General features: G+C 62.8%; 14 protein-coding genes and 5 tRNA genes. 16 read left to right on the forward strand and 3 right to left on the reverse strand.

The genetic code is table 11. The features are described 5' to 3' along the window. Positions 1-116 precede the first annotated feature (116 nt). Both F474_RS08320 and F474_RS08325 read right to left on the reverse strand, forming a co-directional pair. A tRNA-Asn gene (locus F474_RS08320) sits at positions 117-192 on the reverse strand. A 66-nt stretch (positions 193-258) separates the two neighbouring features. Beyond that, the gene (locus tag F474_RS08325; RefSeq protein ID WP_097089021.1) at positions 259-1446 is read right to left on the reverse strand and encodes an amino acid aminotransferase; all 1188 of its coding nucleotides are present in this window, start codon (positions 1444-1446) and stop codon (positions 259-261) included. 247 nt (positions 1447-1693) lie between these two features. Between F474_RS08325 and uvrB the strand changes: the two genes are divergently transcribed. The 9 genes from uvrB to F474_RS08370 all read left to right on the forward strand — a co-directional run bounded on the left by uvrB (position 1694) and on the right by F474_RS08370 (position 7977). Next, positions 1694-3703, forward strand: coding sequence for an excinuclease ABC subunit UvrB (gene uvrB, locus F474_RS08330; RefSeq protein ID WP_097089023.1), 2010 nt, complete (start codon positions 1694-1696; stop codon positions 3701-3703). Positions 3704-3816: 113 nt separating this feature from the next. Beyond that, the gene (gltX, locus tag F474_RS08335) at positions 3817-5295 is read left to right on the forward strand and encodes a glutamate--tRNA ligase (protein ID WP_097089025.1); all 1479 of its coding nucleotides are present in this window, start codon (positions 3817-3819) and stop codon (positions 5293-5295) included. A 174-nt stretch (positions 5296-5469) separates the two neighbouring features. Then, positions 5470-5545: transfer RNA gene (locus tag F474_RS08340), tRNA-Ala, on the forward strand. Positions 5546-5621: 76 nt separating this feature from the next. After that, positions 5622-5697, forward strand: a tRNA-Glu gene (locus F474_RS08345). A gap of 43 nt (positions 5698-5740) precedes the next feature. Continuing rightward, positions 5741-5816, forward strand: a tRNA-Ala gene (locus F474_RS08350). A 42-nt stretch (positions 5817-5858) separates the two neighbouring features. Further along, positions 5859-5934, forward strand: a tRNA-Glu gene (locus F474_RS08355). A 104-nt stretch (positions 5935-6038) separates the two neighbouring features. Further along, positions 6039-6476: a thioesterase family protein gene (locus tag F474_RS08360; RefSeq protein ID WP_097085594.1), complete on the forward strand. Its 438-nt coding sequence runs from the start codon at positions 6039-6041 to the stop codon at positions 6474-6476. A gap of 4 nt (positions 6477-6480) precedes the next feature. Continuing rightward, positions 6481-7464, forward strand: coding sequence for a tRNA-dihydrouridine synthase (locus F474_RS08365; protein WP_097085619.1), 984 nt, complete (start codon positions 6481-6483; stop codon positions 7462-7464). A 66-nt stretch (positions 7465-7530) separates the two neighbouring features. Then, positions 7531-7977, forward strand: coding sequence for an Hsp20 family protein (locus tag F474_RS08370; protein ID WP_097085593.1), 447 nt, complete (start codon positions 7531-7533; stop codon positions 7975-7977). Between the two features lie 138 nt (positions 7978-8115). Here the strand turns inward: F474_RS08370 and F474_RS08375 are convergent, their stop codons facing one another. Further along, positions 8116-8994 (reverse strand): LysR family transcriptional regulator, encoded by an 879-nt coding sequence (locus tag F474_RS08375; protein WP_097085592.1) that lies wholly within the window; start codon positions 8992-8994, stop codon positions 8116-8118. A gap of 143 nt (positions 8995-9137) precedes the next feature. Here F474_RS08375 and leuC point away from each other — a divergent pair, with 143 nt between their 5' ends. The 7 genes from leuC (at position 9138) to truA (ending at position 18190) form a co-directional block, all read left to right on the forward strand. Continuing rightward, positions 9138-10571 carry a 3-isopropylmalate dehydratase large subunit gene (leuC, locus tag F474_RS08380; protein WP_097085591.1) on the forward strand — a complete coding sequence of 478 codons (1434 nt, stop codon included), beginning with the start codon at positions 9138-9140 and terminating at the stop codon, positions 10569-10571. Then, positions 10568-11206: a 3-isopropylmalate dehydratase small subunit gene (gene leuD / locus F474_RS08385; protein ID WP_097085590.1), complete on the forward strand. Its 639-nt coding sequence runs from the start codon at positions 10568-10570 to the stop codon at positions 11204-11206. The genes leuC and leuD overlap by 4 nt, the downstream gene beginning before the upstream one ends. Positions 11207-11278: 72 nt before the next feature. Continuing rightward, positions 11279-12361: a 3-isopropylmalate dehydrogenase gene (gene leuB / locus F474_RS08390; protein ID WP_097085589.1), complete on the forward strand. Its 1083-nt coding sequence runs from the start codon at positions 11279-11281 to the stop codon at positions 12359-12361. Between the two features lie 64 nt (positions 12362-12425). Continuing rightward, positions 12426-13538, forward strand: a complete 1113-nt coding sequence (gene asd / locus F474_RS08395) for an aspartate-semialdehyde dehydrogenase (RefSeq protein WP_097085588.1) — start codon at positions 12426-12428, stop codon at positions 13536-13538. Between the two features lie 122 nt (positions 13539-13660). Beyond that, positions 13661-14653: an aspartate-semialdehyde dehydrogenase gene (locus F474_RS08400; protein ID WP_097085587.1), complete on the forward strand. Its 993-nt coding sequence runs from the start codon at positions 13661-13663 to the stop codon at positions 14651-14653. Between the two features lie 68 nt (positions 14654-14721). Then, on the forward strand, positions 14722-17265 hold the full coding sequence (locus F474_RS08405; RefSeq protein WP_097085586.1) for a FimV/HubP family polar landmark protein: 2544 nt from the start codon (positions 14722-14724) through the stop codon (positions 17263-17265). Positions 17266-17365: 100 nt separating this feature from the next. Further along, complete coding sequence (gene truA / locus F474_RS08410; RefSeq protein WP_097085618.1) at positions 17366-18190, forward strand: tRNA pseudouridine(38-40) synthase TruA; 825 nt, start codon at positions 17366-17368, stop codon at positions 18188-18190. Positions 18191-18201: the final 11 nt, after the last annotated feature.

Below are 18201 nucleotides of genomic sequence, written 5' to 3' on the forward strand. Positions count from 1 at the left end.
GCCTTGCGAGCGGTTGAGTAGGAACGGTTTGCTCGAACAACTGTGGAACGCCCTCGCCAGTTTGGCAAGTTCGCACAGCAAAAAGACAACAGGAGGACAAACAGGAGGAAGGAAGATGGCTCCGCGACCTGGACTCGAACCAGGGACCCAATGATTAACAGTCATTTGCTCTACCGACTGAGCTATCGCGGAACAACGGTGGCTATCTTACTGATTGGCAAGGGGAAGTCAACCGCACTCCCCCTCGCCACGCCCCACTTACAGAACCTTGGCGATGGCCTGGGTGACGGCATCAATGTTGCGGTTGTTCAGCGCGGCAACGCAGATACGGCCGGTGTCGAGCGCGTAGATGCCGAACTCGCTGCGCAGGCGCTGGGCCTGGGCGGCGTTCAAGCCGGAATAGGAGAACATACCGGCCTGGCGCGCAACGAAACTGAAGTCGCCATGAGCGGCCAGGCGCTCCACCAATGCCGCACGCATGCCCCGAATGCGCTGGCGCATCTCGCCCAGCTCCTGCTCCCACAGGGCGCGCAACTCGGGAGAATTGAGCACGCTCGCAACGATGGTGGCACCGTGGGTAGGTGGGTTGGAATAGTTGGTGCGAATCACTCGCTTGACCTGGCTGAGCACCCGGCCCGCGGCCTCACGGGATTCGGTGACGATCGACAGTGCACCTACGCGCTCGCCATACAGCGAGAACGATTTGGAGAAAGAGCTGGAAACGAAAAACTCCAGGCCCGAATCGGCGAACAGGCGCAGGGCTGCGGCGTCTTCGTAGATACCTTCGCCGAACCCCTGATAGGCCATGTCGAGAAACGGGATGTGCCCTTTGGCCTTGATGACCTGCAGCACGGCTTCCCAGTCTGCAGGCGAAAGGTCGACCCCGGTGGGGTTATGGCAGCAGGCGTGCAGCACGATGATCGAGCCGGCCGGCAGAGCCTGGAGGTCTTCGAGCATGCCCGAGCGGTTCACGTCATGGCTGGCCGCATCGTAGTAGCGGTATTCGCGCACCGGGAAACCTGCGCTTTCGAACAGTGCACGGTGGTTTTCCCAGCTTGGGTCGCTGATGGCTACCACGGCGTCGGGGCTCAGGCGCTTGAGGAAGTCTGCCCCGGTCTTGAGTGCCCCGGTCCCGCCCACTGCCTGGGTGGTGACCACGCGGCCTTCGGCCAGCAGCGGGGAGCCAGCGCCGAACAGCAGCTTCTGCACCGCCTGGTCATAGGCTGGGATGCCATCGATCGGCAGGTAGCCACGAGCGGCCTGTTGCGCCACACGTGCCTGCTCGGCCTGGCTCACGGCGCGCAGCAGGGGGATCTTCCCCTCTTCATTGCAGTATACGCCCACGCCGAGATTGACCTTGTCGGTGCGGGTATCGGCGTTGAATGCTTCGTTAAGGCCCAGAATAGGATCGCGGGGTGCCAATTCGACAGCGGAAAACAGGCTCATTTGAGTGACCGTGGCTCGTGTGGGTAAACAGGTGCGCAGCGCGCGCGAACGGTGCAAGAGTATAGAGTGGGGCAGGGGGGTGCGCGACCGGTAGCACTTGGTTTTACCAGGTTTTTTTCACCAGCCCGGCGCGTAGGGCGAAAGTCCATGAAGCAGTTGGGCGGTTGACGCTGTCCATTGTGGGTGAGTACTGTTCATGGATACAGTTTTTAAACCGTGCCGCCCCTGGGGCGCCGACGAGGTCTTGATGTCGAAATTCGAGCTGGTTACGCAATACAAGCCCGCAGGTGATCAGCCCGAGGCCATCCGCCAGCTGGTCGAAGGCATCGATGCAGGCCTTGCCCACCAGACGCTGCTGGGCGTCACCGGCTCCGGCAAGACTTTCAGCGTGGCCAACGTCATTGCCCAGGTGCAGCGCCCCACCCTGGTGCTGGCGCCGAACAAGACCCTCGCCGCGCAGCTGTATGGCGAATTCAAGGCGTTTTTCCCCAACAATTCGGTCGAGTACTTCGTTTCCTACTACGACTACTACCAGCCCGAGGCGTACGTGCCGTCATCGGACACCTTCATCGAGAAGGATGCCTCGATCAACGACCACATCGAGCAAATGCGCCTGTCGGCCACCAAGGCACTGCTTGAGCGGCCCGACACCATCATCGTGACGACCGTGTCGTGCATCTACGGCCTGGGCAGCCCGGAAACCTACCTGCGCATGGTGCTGCATGTCGACCGTGGCGACCGCATGGACCAGCGTGAGCTGCTGCGGCGCTTGGCCGAGCTGCAGTACACCCGCAACGAAATGGACTTCGCTCGTGCCACGTTCCGGGTGCGCGGCGACGTGGTCGATATCTTCCCGGCAGAGTCCGACCTCGAAGCCATTCGCATCGAGCTGTTCGACGACGAGGTGGAAACCATCTCCGCCTTCGACCCACTGACGGGCGAGGTGATCCGCCGGCTGCCGCGTTTCACCTTCTACCCGAAGAGCCACTATGTCACCCCACGCGAAACGCTGCTGGGGGCGGTGGAAAACATCAAGGTCGAGCTGCAGGAACGGCTCGAGTACCTGCGCGGTGCCAACAAGTTGGTGGAAGCCCAGCGCCTTGAGCAACGCACCCGCTTCGACCTGGAGATGATGCTGGAGCTGGGCTACTGCAACGGCATCGAGAACTATTCCCGCTACCTCTCAGGTCGCCCGGCAGGTGCGCCGCCACCCACGCTGTACGACTACCTGCCGGCCGATGCGCTGCTGGTCATCGACGAATCGCACGTCAGCGTGCCGCAAGTCGGTGCAATGTATAAAGGCGACCGGTCGCGCAAAGAGACCTTGGTGGAGTACGGGTTTCGCTTGCCTTCGGCGCTGGATAACCGGCCCATGCGTTTCGAGGAATGGGAATCGGCTTGCCCGCAAACCATCTTCGTGTCGGCTACGCCCGGGCCCTATGAGGCCGACCACGCCGGCCGCATTGTCGAGCAGGTGGTGCGCCCCACCGGGTTGGTCGACCCGCAGATCGAAGTGCGCCCCGCCAGCACCCAGGTCGACGACCTGCTCTCGCAGATCCGCCAGCGCGTGGCGCTGGACCAGCGTGTGCTGGTCACCACGCTCACCAAGCGGATGTCCGAAGACCTTACCGACTACCTGGCCGACCATGACGTGCGGGTTCGCTACTTGCACTCTGACATCGACACCGTCGAGCGTGTGGAAATCATTCGCGACCTGCGCCTGGGCACCTTCGACGTGCTTGTGGGGATCAACCTGCTGCGTGAAGGCCTCGACATGCCGGAGGTGTCGCTGGTCGCTATTCTGGACGCCGACAAGGAAGGCTTCCTGCGTTCGGAGCGCTCACTGATTCAAACCATTGGCCGTGCGGCGCGTAACCTGCACGGAAAGGCGATCCTCTACGCCGACAACATGACCGGCTCCATGGAGCGCGCGATCAACGAAACCGAACGGCGTCGAGAAAAGCAGCTGGCGTTCAACCAGGCTCACGGCATCGTGCCCAAGGGCGTGGTGCGGGACATCGCCGACATACTCGAAGGCGCCAACGTGCCGGGCGGGCGTAGCAAAAAGCGCAAGGCCGCTGCCAAGGCCGAGCAGGCCGCCACGCAAACCCAGCTGCGCACGCCGGAGGAGGTTGCCAAGCGTATCGGCGTACTCGAGGAACAGATGCTCCGCCAGGCTCGGGAACTGGAATTCGAAGCGGCGGCCAACACCCGTGACGAGATCGCCAAGTTGCGTGAGCGACTGATGGCAGGGTGAAGCGGTGGTGGCCCGCCAGGGAGTAGTTTGGCTAGAATCCCAGGTTTGCGTCGGGGCTGTTGTAGCAGGCCTCGCTCGAGCTTCGCGCCATCACCTTGCTTTCCGAGATCGCCATGACCACTGTTCGCACCCGCATCGCGCCATCGCCTACCGGCGACCCCCACGTTGGCACGGCCTACATCGCCCTGTTCAACTACTGCTTCGCCAAACAGCATGGCGGCGAATTCATCCTGCGTATCGAAGACACTGACCAACTGCGTTCTACGCGTGAATCCGAACAACAGATCTTCGATGCCTTGCGTTGGCTGGGTATCGAGTGGAACGAAGGCCCGGATGTCGGTGGCCCCCATGGCCCGTACCGCCAGAGCGAGCGCAGCGAGATCTACAAGCGTTACACCCAGCAACTGGTCGACGCAGGCCATGCCTTCCCATGCTTTTGTACCGCAGAAGAGCTCGACCAGATGCGCGCCGAGCAAATGGCCCGGGGCGAAACCCCACGCTATGACGGCCGTGCGCTACTGCTCAGCCCCGAAGAGGTGCAGCGCCGGCTGGCCGCAGGGGAGCCGCACGTCATTCGTATGAAGGTGCCCAGCGAAGGCGTGTGTGTCGTGCCTGACATGCTGCGAGGCGACGTGGAAATTCCGTGGGACCGCATGGACATGCAGGTGCTGATGAAGGCCGATGGCCTGCCCACCTACTTCCTGGCCAACGTGGTCGACGATCACCTGATGGGCATCACCCACGTGTTGCGTGGCGAGGAATGGCTGCCATCGGCGCCCAAACTGATCAAGCTCTACGAATACTTCGGCTGGGAGCAGCCCAAGCTCTGCTACATGCCGCTGCTGCGCAACCCTGACAAGAGCAAGCTCTCCAAGCGCAAGAACCCGACGTCGGTGACTTTCTACGAGCGCATGGGGTTCCTGCCCGAGGCCATGCTCAACTACCTAGGTCGCATGGGATGGTCGATGCCCGATGAGCGCGAAAAGTTCTCGCTCGATGAGATGGTCGAGCACTTCGACCTGTCGCGCATCTCCCTGGGTGGCCCGATCTTCGACATCGAAAAGCTGTCATGGCTCAACGGCCAGTGGCTGCGTGAGTTGCCGGTGGAGCAATTTGCCGCGCGTGCCCGGGAGTGGGCGTTCAACAGCGACTACCTCATGCGCATTGCGCCGCACGTTCAAGGCCGTGTCGAAACCTTCTCGCAGATAGCACCGCTGGCGGGCTTTTTCTTCGAAGGGGGCGTGTCGCCCGATGCGGGCCTGTTCGCCCACAAGAAGCTGTCGCCGGACCAAGTGCGGCAGCTGATGCAGTTGATCCTGTGGAAGCTGGAGAGCCTGCGCCAGTGGGAAAAAGACCGCATCACCGAATGCATCCAGCAGGTGGCCGAGGCGTTGGGCCTGAAGCTGCGAGATGCCATGCCGCTGATGTTCGCGGCCATCACCGGCCAGGCCAGTTCCGTGTCGGTGCTCGATGCAATGGAAATCCTCGGGCCCGACCTCACGCGCTTCCGCCTGCGCCAGGCACTGGACCTGCTGGGGGGGGTATCGAAGAAGGAAAACAAGGAGTGGGAGAAGCTGTTCAACGGGCTGTAACCGGCCGGCTGTCGCTTTTCACGGGTGGCCGCAGCGCGCGCCACCCCTAAGCCCTTGAAAGGCTTTGGAAAAATTTTCGGCTTTTTTTGAAAATTCGTTTGACAGGGTAGGGGGCGGCCCTTAATATGCGCCCCGTCCACGACAAGGCGCCAAATCAAACGGTGCCACGCTAGTGGGGCTATAGCTCAGCTGGGAGAGCGCTTGCATGGCATGCAAGAGGTCAACGGTTCGATCCCGTTTAGCTCCACCAAATTTCACAGGTTGCAGTCGGTTGTTTTGACTTCAACGGGATCAGCAGCCAAGCTGGTCAGTGTGGTAGAAGGTTCGTCCCCTTCGTCTAGTGGCCTAGGACACCGCCCTTTCACGGCGGTAACAGGGGTTCGAGTCCCCTAGGGGACGCCAAATCGCATCGGCAACTGCCGTGCGCGCCGCCAGGCGTAAAATTGGGGCTATAGCTCAGCTGGGAGAGCGCTTGCATGGCATGCAAGAGGTCAACGGTTCGATCCCGTTTAGCTCCACCAATTTGCCAGGGCCTGCTGCGGCGGGCCTGCTCGAAGGTTTGCGTCCCCTTCGTCTAGTGGCCTAGGACACCGCCCTTTCACGGCGGTAACAGGGGTTCGAGTCCCCTAGGGGACGCCACTGTTTACCCGGTCTCCGGGAATCAAGGCTCATTCGAATATTGAATGGGCCTTTTGTTTTTCCGGCCTGAAAATGTTCCGACAGTCATCCTGCCTGGAGGCTACATGAACTGGGACGCACCTGAGCCGTTCACCTTGCCCCTGAGCGTCGGCCCCGAAGACATCGACGGGCTCGGCCACGCCAATAACGCTGTGTACGTCACCTGGCTCGAGCGGTGCGCATGGCGCCACTCACAACGTCTGGGCCTCGATCTCGCCGAATACCGCCGGTTGGACCGGGCCATGGCAGTGGTGCGCCATGAAATCGACTACCTGGCTAGCGCCTATGAGGGCGAGCAGTTGCTGATGGGCACTTGGATCGTCGACTGGGACGAAAAACTGCGCATGAACCGCCGCTTCCAGCTCTTGCGCCCGACCGATGGCACTACGTTGCTGCGTGCTCAGACCACCTTCGTGTGCATCGAGTTGTCCACCGGCAAACCCAAGCGCATGCCGCCCGAATTCATCGAAGGCTATGGCGCCGCCATTGCCCCGCAAGGCTGAGCTCATGCAGATCGCGCTAGCCCCGATGGAGGGCCTGGTAGACGACATCCTGCGGGATGTACTTACCCGTGTGGGCGGCGTTGACTGGTGCGTGACCGAGTTTGTGCGCGTGTCGGACCGGGCGTTGCCAGCGTCCGCTTTTCACAAGCTGGCACCTGAGCTCGCCCGTGGCAGCCAGACACGCGCCGGCACGCCGTTGCGCGTTCAGCTTCTTGGGTCGGAGCCGCTGCTGCTCGGCGAGAGCGCGGCGGTGGCAGCCGAGCTGGGCGCACCGGTCATCGACCTCAACTTCGGTTGCCCGGCCAAGACGGTCAATCGTTCTCGTGGCGGGGCGGTGCTGCTCAATGAGCCGGAGCTGCTCTACAGCATCGTCAATGCCGTGCGCCGGCATACCCCTTCGCACATTCCGGTAACGGCCAAGATGCGCCTGGGCTATGCCAGCCCTCACGGTGCGCTGGACTGCGCAAGGGCGCTGGTAGAGGGCGGCGCCGAGCAGCTGGTAGTGCACGCCCGCACCAAGCTCGACGGCTACAAGCCGCCGGCGCATTGGGAATGGGTGGCCAAGGTGCAGGATGCGGTAGCGGTGCCGGTCTATGCCAACGGTGAAATCTGGTCAGTGGATGACTGGCGGCGTTGTCGTGAAGTCTGCGGCGCCCGTGACGTCATGCTGGGCCGTGGCCTGGTTTCGCGGCCTGACCTGGCCCGGCAGATCGCTGCCGCCGAACGCGGTGAGGCCTTCGAGCCAATGACGTGGGCCGAGCTGCTGCCGCTGCTTCACTGCTTCTGGGCTCAGGCCCTGAACAAGCTATCGCCCCGTTACGCCCCAGGCCGTATCAAGCAGTGGCTGGCCATGCTGATCCGCAGCTATCCCGAGGCAGTGGTGTTGTTCGATGCGCTGCGCCGTGAAACCGACTGCGATCGCATCGGTAGGTTGCTCGGCGTGCAGCCGACGAACGGTCTTGAAACCGCCGAGGCCATCTCCATTTAGTCGAGTACGCGATGCCGAAGTCGGGTCGCGTAAAGAACCTAACTCGCTGAATCTCAGGAGATTGACATGACTACTGCATTTTCCCTGGCTCCCCTGTTTCGCCACTCGGTTGGTTTCGATCGTTTCAACGATCTGTTCGAGTCGGCGGCACGTAACGACTCAGGTAGCAGCTACCCTCCCTACAACGTCGAAAAACACGGCGACGATCAATACCGCATCGTCGTGGCGGCGGCAGGCTTTCAGGAACAGGACCTGGAGCTGCAAGTGGAGAAAGGCGTGCTGACAGTGACCGGTACTCGGGAGCGCGAAGCCAAGCCTGATAGCGTGACCTATCTGCATCAGGGCATTGCGCAGCGTGCTTTCAAACTGTCGTTCCGCCTGGCCGACCACATCGAGGTCAAGGCTGCGGCGCTGGAAAGCGGCCTGTTAAACATCGATCTGCTGCGTGTTGTGCCCGAAGAAGCGAAGGCCAAGCGCATTCCGATCGGTGCAAGCAAGCCCGTTCTGCAGTGATCGCCTAAGCGCTGCGTGAACGCTTCGTAGCGATAGGCAAGAAGGGGGGGCGCCTGGTGGGGCGCCCCCCTTTTTTCGTCTGTGCAGCCGGTTGCGCATCCATGGCGTAGTGCCAGTGAAAGGAACCTGCGCTGTTCGTCAGCTAAATGCCATTTCAGCTTCAAGTAAGGCCATGAATGCGCGGGCAGCGTTTGAAAGCGTGCGTTCGGTATGCACTATGTAGCCCAGCTTGCGGCTCATCTGAACGCCCGGCAGGTGCAGGCGCACTACCTGATCATCGAGCATGGTGCGGGGTAGCACGCTCCAGGCCAGGCCTATGGAAACCATCATCTTGATGGTTTCCAGGTAGTTGGTGCTCATGGCGATATTCGGCGCCAGGCCCTGGGCACGAAACAGATGCTGCACGATATGGTGGGTAAAGGTGTTGTTCCCGGGGAATACGGCCGGGTGCTGTGCGATATCGGCCGGGGTGACCTCTTGCTGCCGCGCCAGTGGGTGCTCGGGTGCGGCGACGAAGTCCAGAGGGTCGTCCCAGATGTGAGTGGCCTTGATCAGGCCGTAGGGTTCCGGTGCCAGCGTAATCACCGCTACTTCAGCGCGGCCATGAAGGATTTCGTCATAAGCCACCTCGGAATCGAGAAACTGGATATCGAGCGCGACGTTAGGGTAGCGCTTGGTAAACGCCCGCAGCAGAGGCGGCAAGCGGTGGAGGCCGATGTGGTGGCTGGTGGCTAGAGTGAGCCTGCCGGACACCTCGCCGTTGAGGTTGGTCAGGGCGCGGCGGGTGTCTTCCAGTACATTGACGATCTGGTAGGCACGTGGCAGCAGTGCACGGCCTGCCTCGGTCAGGCTCACCTCACGGCCGAGGCGGTCGAACAGGCGATTGCCCAGCTGGCTTTCAAGGCTGGCAATGCGTTTGCTGATGGCAGGCTGGGTCAGGTGCAGGCGCTCCCCTGCGGCGGAAAAACTGCCTAGCTCGGCGATGGCGATGAACGCACTCAAGTTAGCCAAGTCCATCTGCTCAATTCCTTCACGTTATGCAGTTAATAAAAAGTATGAATTTGAGTTATTGAATTTAGCGTTATAGCATCCGAACCTACAAGCCCCCTCGCACGGTCACTGGGCGAAACGGCATAGAAAGTCCTGATGAGGAATACCTGATGGCTGGAAAGACGCTGTACGACAAGCTCTGGGATTCGCACGAAGTCAAAAAGCGTGACGATGGCTCGTCGCTGATCTACATCGATCGCCACATCGTCCACGAAGTAACGTCGCCACAAGCGTTCGAAGGCCTGCGCCTGGCCTCGCGCAAACCCTGGCGCGTCGACTCGATCGTCGCTACCCCTGACCACAACGTGCCGACCACCCCCGACCGCAAGGGCGGTATCGAAGCCATCGTCGATCAGGTTTCGCGCCTGCAGGTGCAAACGCTGGACGACAACTGCGATGAATACGGCATTACCGAGTTCAAGATGAACGACCCCCGCCAGGGCATCGTCCATGTGATCGGCCCAGAGCAGGGTGCCACCTTGCCCGGCCAGACAGTGGTATGCGGCGACTCGCATACCTCCACCCACGGTGCCTTTGGCGCACTGGCCCACGGCATCGGCACTTCCGAAGTCGAGCATGTACTGGCGACCCAGTGCCTGGTGGCCAAGAAAATGAAGAACATGCAGGTGCGCGTCGAAGGCAAGCTGCCTGTAGGCGTAACTGCCAAGGACATCGTGCTGGCGGTGATCGGCAAGATTGGCACCGCTGGTGGCAACGGCCATGCGATGGAGTTCGCCGGGAGTGCCATCCGCGACCTGTCCATGGAAGGCCGTATGACCATCTGCAACATGTCCATCGAGGCCGGTGCCCGTGTGGGTATGGTGGCATGCGACGACAAGACCCTGGCCTACGTCAAGGGCCGCCCCTTCGCCCCCAGTGGCGACCAGTGGGAGCAGGCCGTGGCCGCCTGGGCAGACCTCAAATCCGACGACGACGCGGTGTTCGACACCGTCGTTCATCTCGACGCGGCACAGATCATGCCGCAGGTCAGCTGGGGCACCTCGCCGGAGATGGTGCTGGCGGTCGACCAGAACGTGCCCGACCCTGCCCGTGAACCCGACCTGGTCAAGCGCGGCTCGATCGAGCGTGCGCTCAAGTACATGGGCCTGCGTGCCAACCAGCCGATTACCGATATTCGCCTCGACCGCGTGTTCATCGGCTCCTGCACCAACTCGCGCATCGAAGACCTGCGCGCTGCCGCTGAAGTGGCCAAGGGCCGCAAGGTGGCCGCTTCGGTCAAGCAAGCCATCGTGGTGCCGGGTTCGGGCCTGGTCAAGGAGCAGGCCGAGCGCGAAGGGTTGCACACGATCTTTCTGGAAGCAGGCTTCGAATGGCGTGAGCCGGGCTGCTCGATGTGCCTGGCGATGAACCCGGATCGGCTGGAATCGGGCGAGCATTGTGCATCGACCTCTAACCGCAACTTCGAAGGCCGGCAGGGTGCCGGAGGGCGCACGCACCTGGTGAGCCCGGCGATGGCTGCGGCTGCCGCCGTGGCAGGCCATTTCATCGACGTCCGTGAATTGACCCAAGGGAGCGCAGCATGAAAGCCTTCACTCAGCTCACCGGCCTGGTTGCGCCGCTGGATCGCGCCAACGTCGACACCGATCAGATCATTCCCAAGCAGTTCCTCAAGTCGATCAAGCGCACCGGCTTTGGCCCGAACCTGTTCGACGAATGGCGTTACCTGGACGTAGGCCAGCCCTACCAGGACAACTCCAAACGCCCGCTGAATACCGAATTTGTGCTGAATCAACCGCGTTACCAGGGTGCCAGCGTATTGTTGGCCCGTGAGAACTTCGGTTGCGGCTCGAGCCGCGAGCACGCGCCCTGGGCCCTGGACGAATATGGCTTTCGCTGTGTGATCGCGCCCAGCTTTGCCGATATCTTCTACAACAACAGCTTCAAGAACGGCCTGCTGCCGATCATTCTGGAGGCTGCCGAGGTGGAAGAGCTGTTTCAGCAAGTGGAAGCCGAAGAAGGCTACCAGTTGAACATCGACCTGGCCGCCGGTACCGTGACCCGCCCGGATGGCAAGGCCTACCGGTTCGAAGTGGACGCCTTCCGCCGCCACTGCCTGCTCAATGGCCTGGACGACATCGGCCTTACCCTGCAGGATGCGGACGCCATCCAGGCTTTCGAAGCCCGCCACCGCCAGAGCCAGCCCTGGCTGTTTCGTTGATTAACAGGCCCTAGCGCCGCAGCATTGACCTGGCGCTCCCTCAGGAGCGCCGTTTGCGATCAAGAGGAAAGCATGAGCAAGCAGATCCTGATTCTTCCCGGTGACGGCATCGGCCCTGAAATCACTGCCGAGGCGGTCAAGGTGCTGGAGCTGGCCAACGAGAAGTTCGGCTTGGGCTTCGAGCTGCAGCATGACGTGATCGGTGGCGCGGCCATCGATAAATACGGCGTGCCGCTGGCCGATTCGACCCTGGCCGCCGCCCGCAAGGCCGATGCCGTTTTGCTCGGCGCCGTGGGCGGCCCGAAATGGGACAAGATCGAACGCGATATCCGCCCTGAGCGCGGCCTGCTGAAGATCCGTGCGCAACTGGGCTTGTTCGGCAACCTGCGCCCGGCGATCCTCTACCCGCAACTGGCCGAGGCGTCCAGCCTCAAGCGTGAGGTGGTGGCTGGCCTGGACATCCTGATCGTGCGCGAGCTGACCGGCGGCATCTACTTCGGCGCCCCGCGTGGCCAGCGTGAGCTGGAGAACGGTGAGCGCCAGGCCTACGACACCTTGCCCTACAGCGAGAGCGAAGTGCGCCGCATCGCCAAGGTAGGCTTCGACATGGCCCGTGTGCGTGGCAAGAAGCTGTGCTCGGTCGACAAGGCCAACGTGCTTGCCTCCAGCCAGCTGTGGCGTGAGGTGGTCGAGGAAGTGGCCAAGGACTACCCCGACGTCGAACTCAGCCACATGTACGTCGACAACGCTGCCATGCAACTGGTGCGCGCGCCCAAGCAGTTCGATGTGATCGTGACCGACAACATGTTCGGTGACATCCTTTCCGACCAGGCCTCCATGCTGACCGGCTCCATCGGCATGCTGCCTTCGGCGTCGCTGGATGCGGCTGGCAAGGGCATGTACGAGCCCTGCCATGGTTCGGCGCCGGACATCGCCGGGCAAGGTATCGCCAACCCCTTGGCGACTATCCTCTCGGTATCGATGATGCTGCGTTACACCTTCAATCAGGCCCAGGCTGCTGATGCGATCGAGCAGGCAGTAAGCCGCGTGCTGGACGACGGTATTCGCACCGGCGACATCTGGTCCGAAGGCTGCCGCAAGGTAGGTACCCAGGAAATGGGCGACGCAGTAGTCGCGGCGCTGCGAAATCTGTAATCTCTCCGGCCCACCGCGTGAACCACAGCCGCGGTGGCCCACTTCTAACCAAGGTGCAGTTGCGATGAAACGTGTTGGTCTGATCGGTTGGCGCGGTATGGTTGGCTCCGTGCTCATGCAGCGGATGCTGGAAGAGCAAGACTTCGACCTTATCGAACCGGTGTTTTTCACCACCTCGAACGTAGGCGGCCAGGGCCCTGCCATCGGCAAGGACGTCGCCCCGCTCAAGGACGCCTACAACATCGACGAGCTCAAGGGCCTCGATGTGATCCTGACCTGCCAGGGTGGCGACTACACCAGCGAAGTTTTCCCCAAGCTGCGCGAAGCCGGCTGGCAGGGCTACTGGATCGACGCGGCCTCCAGCCTGCGCATGGAAGACGACGCAGTCATCGTGCTCGACCCGGTCAACCGCAAGGTCATCGACCAACGGCTCGAAGCCGGTACCAAGAACTTCATCGGCGGCAACTGCACCGTCAGCCTGATGCTGATGGGCCTGGGTGGCCTGTTCGAAGCGGGCTTGGTGGAGTGGATGAGCGCCATGACCTACCAGGCTGCCTCAGGTGCTGGTGCACAGAACATGCGCGAGCTGATCCGGCAGATGGGTGTCACTCACCAGTCGGTGGCCGATGACTTGGCCAACCCGGCCAGCGCGATCCTCGACATCGACCGCAAGGTTGCCGAGGCCATGCGCAGCGAGGCTTACCCAACCGAAAACTTCGGCGTGCCACTGGCCGGTAGCCTGATCCCCTGGATCGACAAGGAGCTGCCCAACGGGCAGAGCCGTGAAGAATGGAAAGGCCAGGCCGAGACCAACAAGATCCTGGGCCGTTTCAAGAACCCGATCCCGGTCGACGGCATCTGCGTGCGCATCGGCGCCATGCGCTGCCACAGCCAGGCGCTGACCATCAAGCTGAACAAAGACGTGCCGCTGGCCGACATCGAAGGCCTGATCAGCCAGCACAACCCCTGGGTGACCTTGGTGCCGAACCAGCGCGAAGCCAGCCTGCAGGAGCTGACCCCCACCAAGGTCACCGGCACCCTGAACGTACCGGTGGGCCGCCTGCGCAAGCTGAACATGGGCTCGCAGTACCTGGGTGCCTTCACCGTGGGCGACCAACTGCTGTGGGGCGCTGCCGAGCCACTGCGTCGCATGCTGCGCATCCTGCTCGAACGCTGATCGCCCGCCGATCCAGCCAACCCGCGCACTGAAAGGTTCGCGGGTTTTTTATCGCCTGTGGCGGGGCAAGTGCCAGCCCTGTTAAAGTCTCGCCCCCTTCGCATTGCCCAAGAGGTTCACCCATGCCCGCAACCCTGGATATCGCCATTGTCGGTGCCACTGGCCGTGTGGGGGAAACCCTGGTCGAGGTTCTCGAAGAGCGGAACTTCCCGGTGGGTAACCTCCACGTGCTGGCCAGCCTCGAGTCGGCAGGCAAGTCGCTGCCGTTCCGGGGCAAGAACCTGCGGGTGCGCGAGGTCGATGCGTTCGATTTCAGCCAGGTAGGGCTCGTATTCTTCGCGGCGGCCCCCGCGACTACCCTGGCTTTCGCCCCACGGGCGCGGCAGGCAGGCTGTGCAATCATCGACCTGGCGGGGGCGCTGGACGCGCCGGCTATCGTCCCCGAGGCCAACGCCTCGGCCTTCGCCACGCGTGAAGCGATCAGCCCATGCAGCCCGGTGGTTGCGCTGGCCGTCGCATTGGCACCGTTGCGCGCGCTGCTGGCGCCGCAACGCCTGACCGTCACTGCATGCATGGCGGTGTCCAGTGCCGGGCGAGAAGGGGTTCAGGAGCTTGCACGGCAAACCGCAGAATTGCTCAACGCGCGCCCTCTGGAGCCTCAGCATTTCGATCGGCAGGTGGCGTTCAACCTGCTTGCACAGGTGGGTAAGCCCGATGCCGTTGGCCACCTCGCCCTTGAAAGGCGTATCGATGAGCAATTGCGCGAAGTGCTGGAACTGCCTTTACTGGAGGTAGCGGCCACCTGCATCCAGGTGCCGGTATTTTTTGGAGACAGCCTCACTGTAAGCCTGGTGAACGAAGGCGATGTGGATATCGGGCAAATCAATCAGCTGCTGGCCAGCGCGCCTGGCCTGGAGCTGGTGGAGGAGGCGGGGGATTACCCCACGCCGGTGGGCGACGCGGTCGGCCAGGACGTGGTCTATGCTGGCCGGCTACGGCCTGCATTGCGCGGCGAGCGCGAAGTGAACCTGTGGCTGACGCTGGATAACGTGCGCAAGGGGGCGGCCCTCAATGCTGTGCAAATCGCGGAATTGTTGATAAAAGACCTTGCCTAAAAGATACTTGAGCGTTGTTTTTCGTCGTGTTTCTGGCTTCACCCTGTAAGTTCACAAAGGAATTGGCCATGGTTCATCTCCGTAAGCTGGCACTGGCGATTGCCGCGGCGTCGACATTGTCCTCGGGGCTCGCGCAAGCCCTGGAACTGGGGGAGGTCACACTCAAGTCGGCTCCCAACCAGCCGCTCCTGGCGGAGATAGAGCTACGCGACGTCGGCAACCTCACCGCGCCGGAAGTCGTGCCGAGCCTGGCGTCACCCGAAGACTTCAGCAAGGCCGGGGTCAACCGCGCAGCCTATCTGAGCCAGCTGAGCTTCACGCCGGTGATCAATGCCCAAGGCCGCAGCGTGATCCAGGTCACCTCTGCCAGCGTGTTGCCCGACCCAATGGTCAAGTTCCTGGTGCAGGTGGTGTACCCGGCCGGGCGGCTGATGCGCGACTACAGCGTGCTCGTCGACCCTTCGAAGCTGTCGCCGCAGGCCCCGGCTGCTACGCCTGCAGCCAGCGCAGCGCCCACACCGGCGGTTACTACCACCGGCAAGAACGCCCAATACACCACCAAGAGCCCTGATACGCTCTGGGAAATCGCAGCCAGGTCGCGCCCGGCGGGTGCCTCTGTACAGCAGACCATGCTTGCTATCCAGGCGCTCAACCCCGACGCGTTTCTCGACAGCAACATCAACCGCCTCCGTGCCGGGCAGGTTCTGCGCCTGCCTGATGCCCCCAACGCTACCGCGCTTGGCCAGCCCCAGGCCATCGCCGAAGTGGCTCGGCAGAATGCGGCCTGGCGTGAAGGGCGTCGCCTCGGGCCACGTGCCCAGCAGGTCGATGCTACGCGCCGGGGCGCCAAGGGCACTGCGCCGGCCACCGAGCCCAAAGACAACCTCACCCTGGTCTCCGGCGACACGCGCAACGGCCGCGGCGCTGCGGCAGACCAGAAGGCGCTGCGCGATCAGCTCTCTACTGTGCAGGAAAGCCTGGACTCCGCCCGGCGCGAAAATGACGAACTCAATAGCCGCAACGCCGACCTGCAAAGCCAACTGGACAAACTCCAGCGGCTGATCGACCTCAAGAACGATCAGTTGGCCCGGCTGCAAGCCGCCGCTGCCGCTCCGCCCGCGGGCCAGCCCGCTGCACCGGGAGCAGCCACGCCTTCCCAGCCAGCGATCAATGCGCAGCTGAACGAGGCGCCGAACACCCCTGCCAGCCCTGGGCAAGATCCTGCTGGCGCCCCTTCCGAAGGGGCAACCGGGCAAGCCCCGGCCACCCCGGATGGCCAGGCCGCGCCCGGTTCGTCAGGCGCTGCGAACGCGCCTGCCACCAATACAGCGCCTTCTGCCAGCAACCCCTACGTGTTGGGCGCTGCAGGGGGCGTGGCGTTGTTGGCGGTGCTGATCGCAGCCTGGCTGCTGGCCAGGCGCCGCAAGGCGCAGGAACAGGCCGAAAAGCACATGCGCATGGCTCGGGCGCTAGAAGAAGAGCGTGAATTCCGGGAGGAAGATTTCGAACTTCCCCCCACCAGCTTCGAGGGGCTTGATCCGCAGGCACCTAACGTGAAACTGGCGCCAGCGATGGTCGCGGCCTCTGCCGCAGCCGCGCAGGCCGCCGCCAGCGGCCCGGCACCCTTCGCCCCGGCACCGCCGCCGGAAAACGACGTGCCAACGGTCGCCAGCCTGGTCAAAGCCCCTGCGGCTGACGACGTGCTCACCCAGGCCCAGGATGCGATCGAGCGTGGCCGCTACAACCACGCTGCCGATCTGCTGGAGCCTGCCGTGCAGGCCGAGCCTGACCGCAGCGAGCTGCGCCTGAAGCTGATGGAAGTGTATGCCCACCAAGGTGATCGTGACGCCTTCGTGGCCAACGAGCGACGGCTTCAAGCCAGTGGCGCCAATCAGGCCTCGGTGGAAAGCCTCAAGGCGCGCTTCCCCGCCATGGTTGGCGTGGCCGCAGCGGCCGGGCTAAGCGCGGCAGCAGTGGCAGCCGAAATGGACGCTCAATACGTCAAGGACCTGCTGCAGGATGAGCCCGATGCCCCGGAGCCGATCGGTGAGGTGTTCGATACCGACTTCGACCTGAGCCTTGATGGCATCGACCCCGCCACTGCCGAGCCGGCTGCCAAGGTTGAAAGTGCCCCAGTCAATGATCTGGATTTCGACGCGTTGCTACGTGATACCGAGGCCAAGCGTGCGCGCGAGCTTGACCTGGCCGACTTCGACCTCGATGTTCCGGCGCACGACCCGGCCCCCTCGCCGGTCGATGCGCTGGATGACCTTGAGCCTGAGCCCGCTCCGGTCGGTACGTTGCCCGAGGACTTCGACCTGTCGCTGGCCGATGAGCACCCTGAGGAGCAGGATCGCTTCGCTGCCGATCTCGACGAGGTCAATGCCCAGTTGGGGCAGTTTTCCCAAGAGATGGAGCAAGGTAGCGGCGGGCTAGATGATTTCGACTTCATGGCTGAAACCGATGAGGTCACCACCAAGCTCGACCTGGCCAAGGCCTACATCGAAATGCAGGACGCCGACGGCGCCCGCGACATCCTCGACGAGGTTTTGAAAGAGGGCAACAGTGCCCAGCAAAGTGAAGCCCGGCGCATGCTCGAACAGCTTGCCTGATCTTCTCGTGCTCTACCCAGGCGGCAGCCCTTAGGGCTGCCGCTTTCGTTTTTTCCAAGCAGGCCCGACCGTGAACAGCTTCGAACCCGCCGCCAACGAAATCGCCGCCGAAGGCTACACGCGCATCGCCTTGGGCGTTGAATACAAAGGCTCCCGCTATGCGGGCTGGCAGCGCCAGGCCAGTACCGCCCAGACGGTGCAGGAGACCCTGGAAAAAGCGCTTGGGCGAGTAGCTGCAGCACCGATTTCGGTCATGTGCGCCGGGCGAACCGACGCCGGGGTGCATGCGTGCGGGCAAGTGGTGCATTTCGACACCCAGGTGCACCGCCCGCTCAAGGCCTGGGTGATGGGCGCCAATGCCGAGTTGCCGCATGACATCAGCGTGACCTGGGCGAAAGTGATGCCGGCCGATTTCCATGCCCGGTTCAAGGCCAAGGCGCGTCGCTATCGCTATGTGATCTACAACGACCCCATTCGCCCGGCACACTTGGGCGAGGAGGTCACCTGGAACTACCGCCCTCTGGATGTCTCGCGCATGGCCGAAGCGGCCCAGGCATTGGTTGGCACCCATGACTTTAGTGCGTTCCGTGCTGGCCAGTGCCAGGCCAAGTCGCCCATCAAGCAGGTTCACCATTTGCAGGTTCAGGCCCATGGCAAGTTGATCGTGCTGGATGTCCGTGCCAATGCCTTCCTGCATCACATGGTGCGCAACCTGGCGGGTGTGCTGATGGCCATCGGCGCGGGCGAGCGACCAGTGGAGTGGGCGCGGCAGGTGCTGGAAAGCCGATCGCGGCGTGAGGGCGGGGTCACTGCCCACCCTTTCGGTCTGTACTTGGTGCAGGTGGAATATCCCCAGGCCTATGAACTGCCCCAGCGCTACCTCGGGCCGCATTTTTTAACGCCCTTGAATGAAGGCGCTGGCTGACGGGCAGGGTG

Source organism: Pseudomonas sp. URIL14HWK12:I12 (assembly GCF_003097135.1).
Classification (GTDB): Bacteria; Pseudomonadota; Gammaproteobacteria; order Pseudomonadales; family Pseudomonadaceae; genus Aquipseudomonas.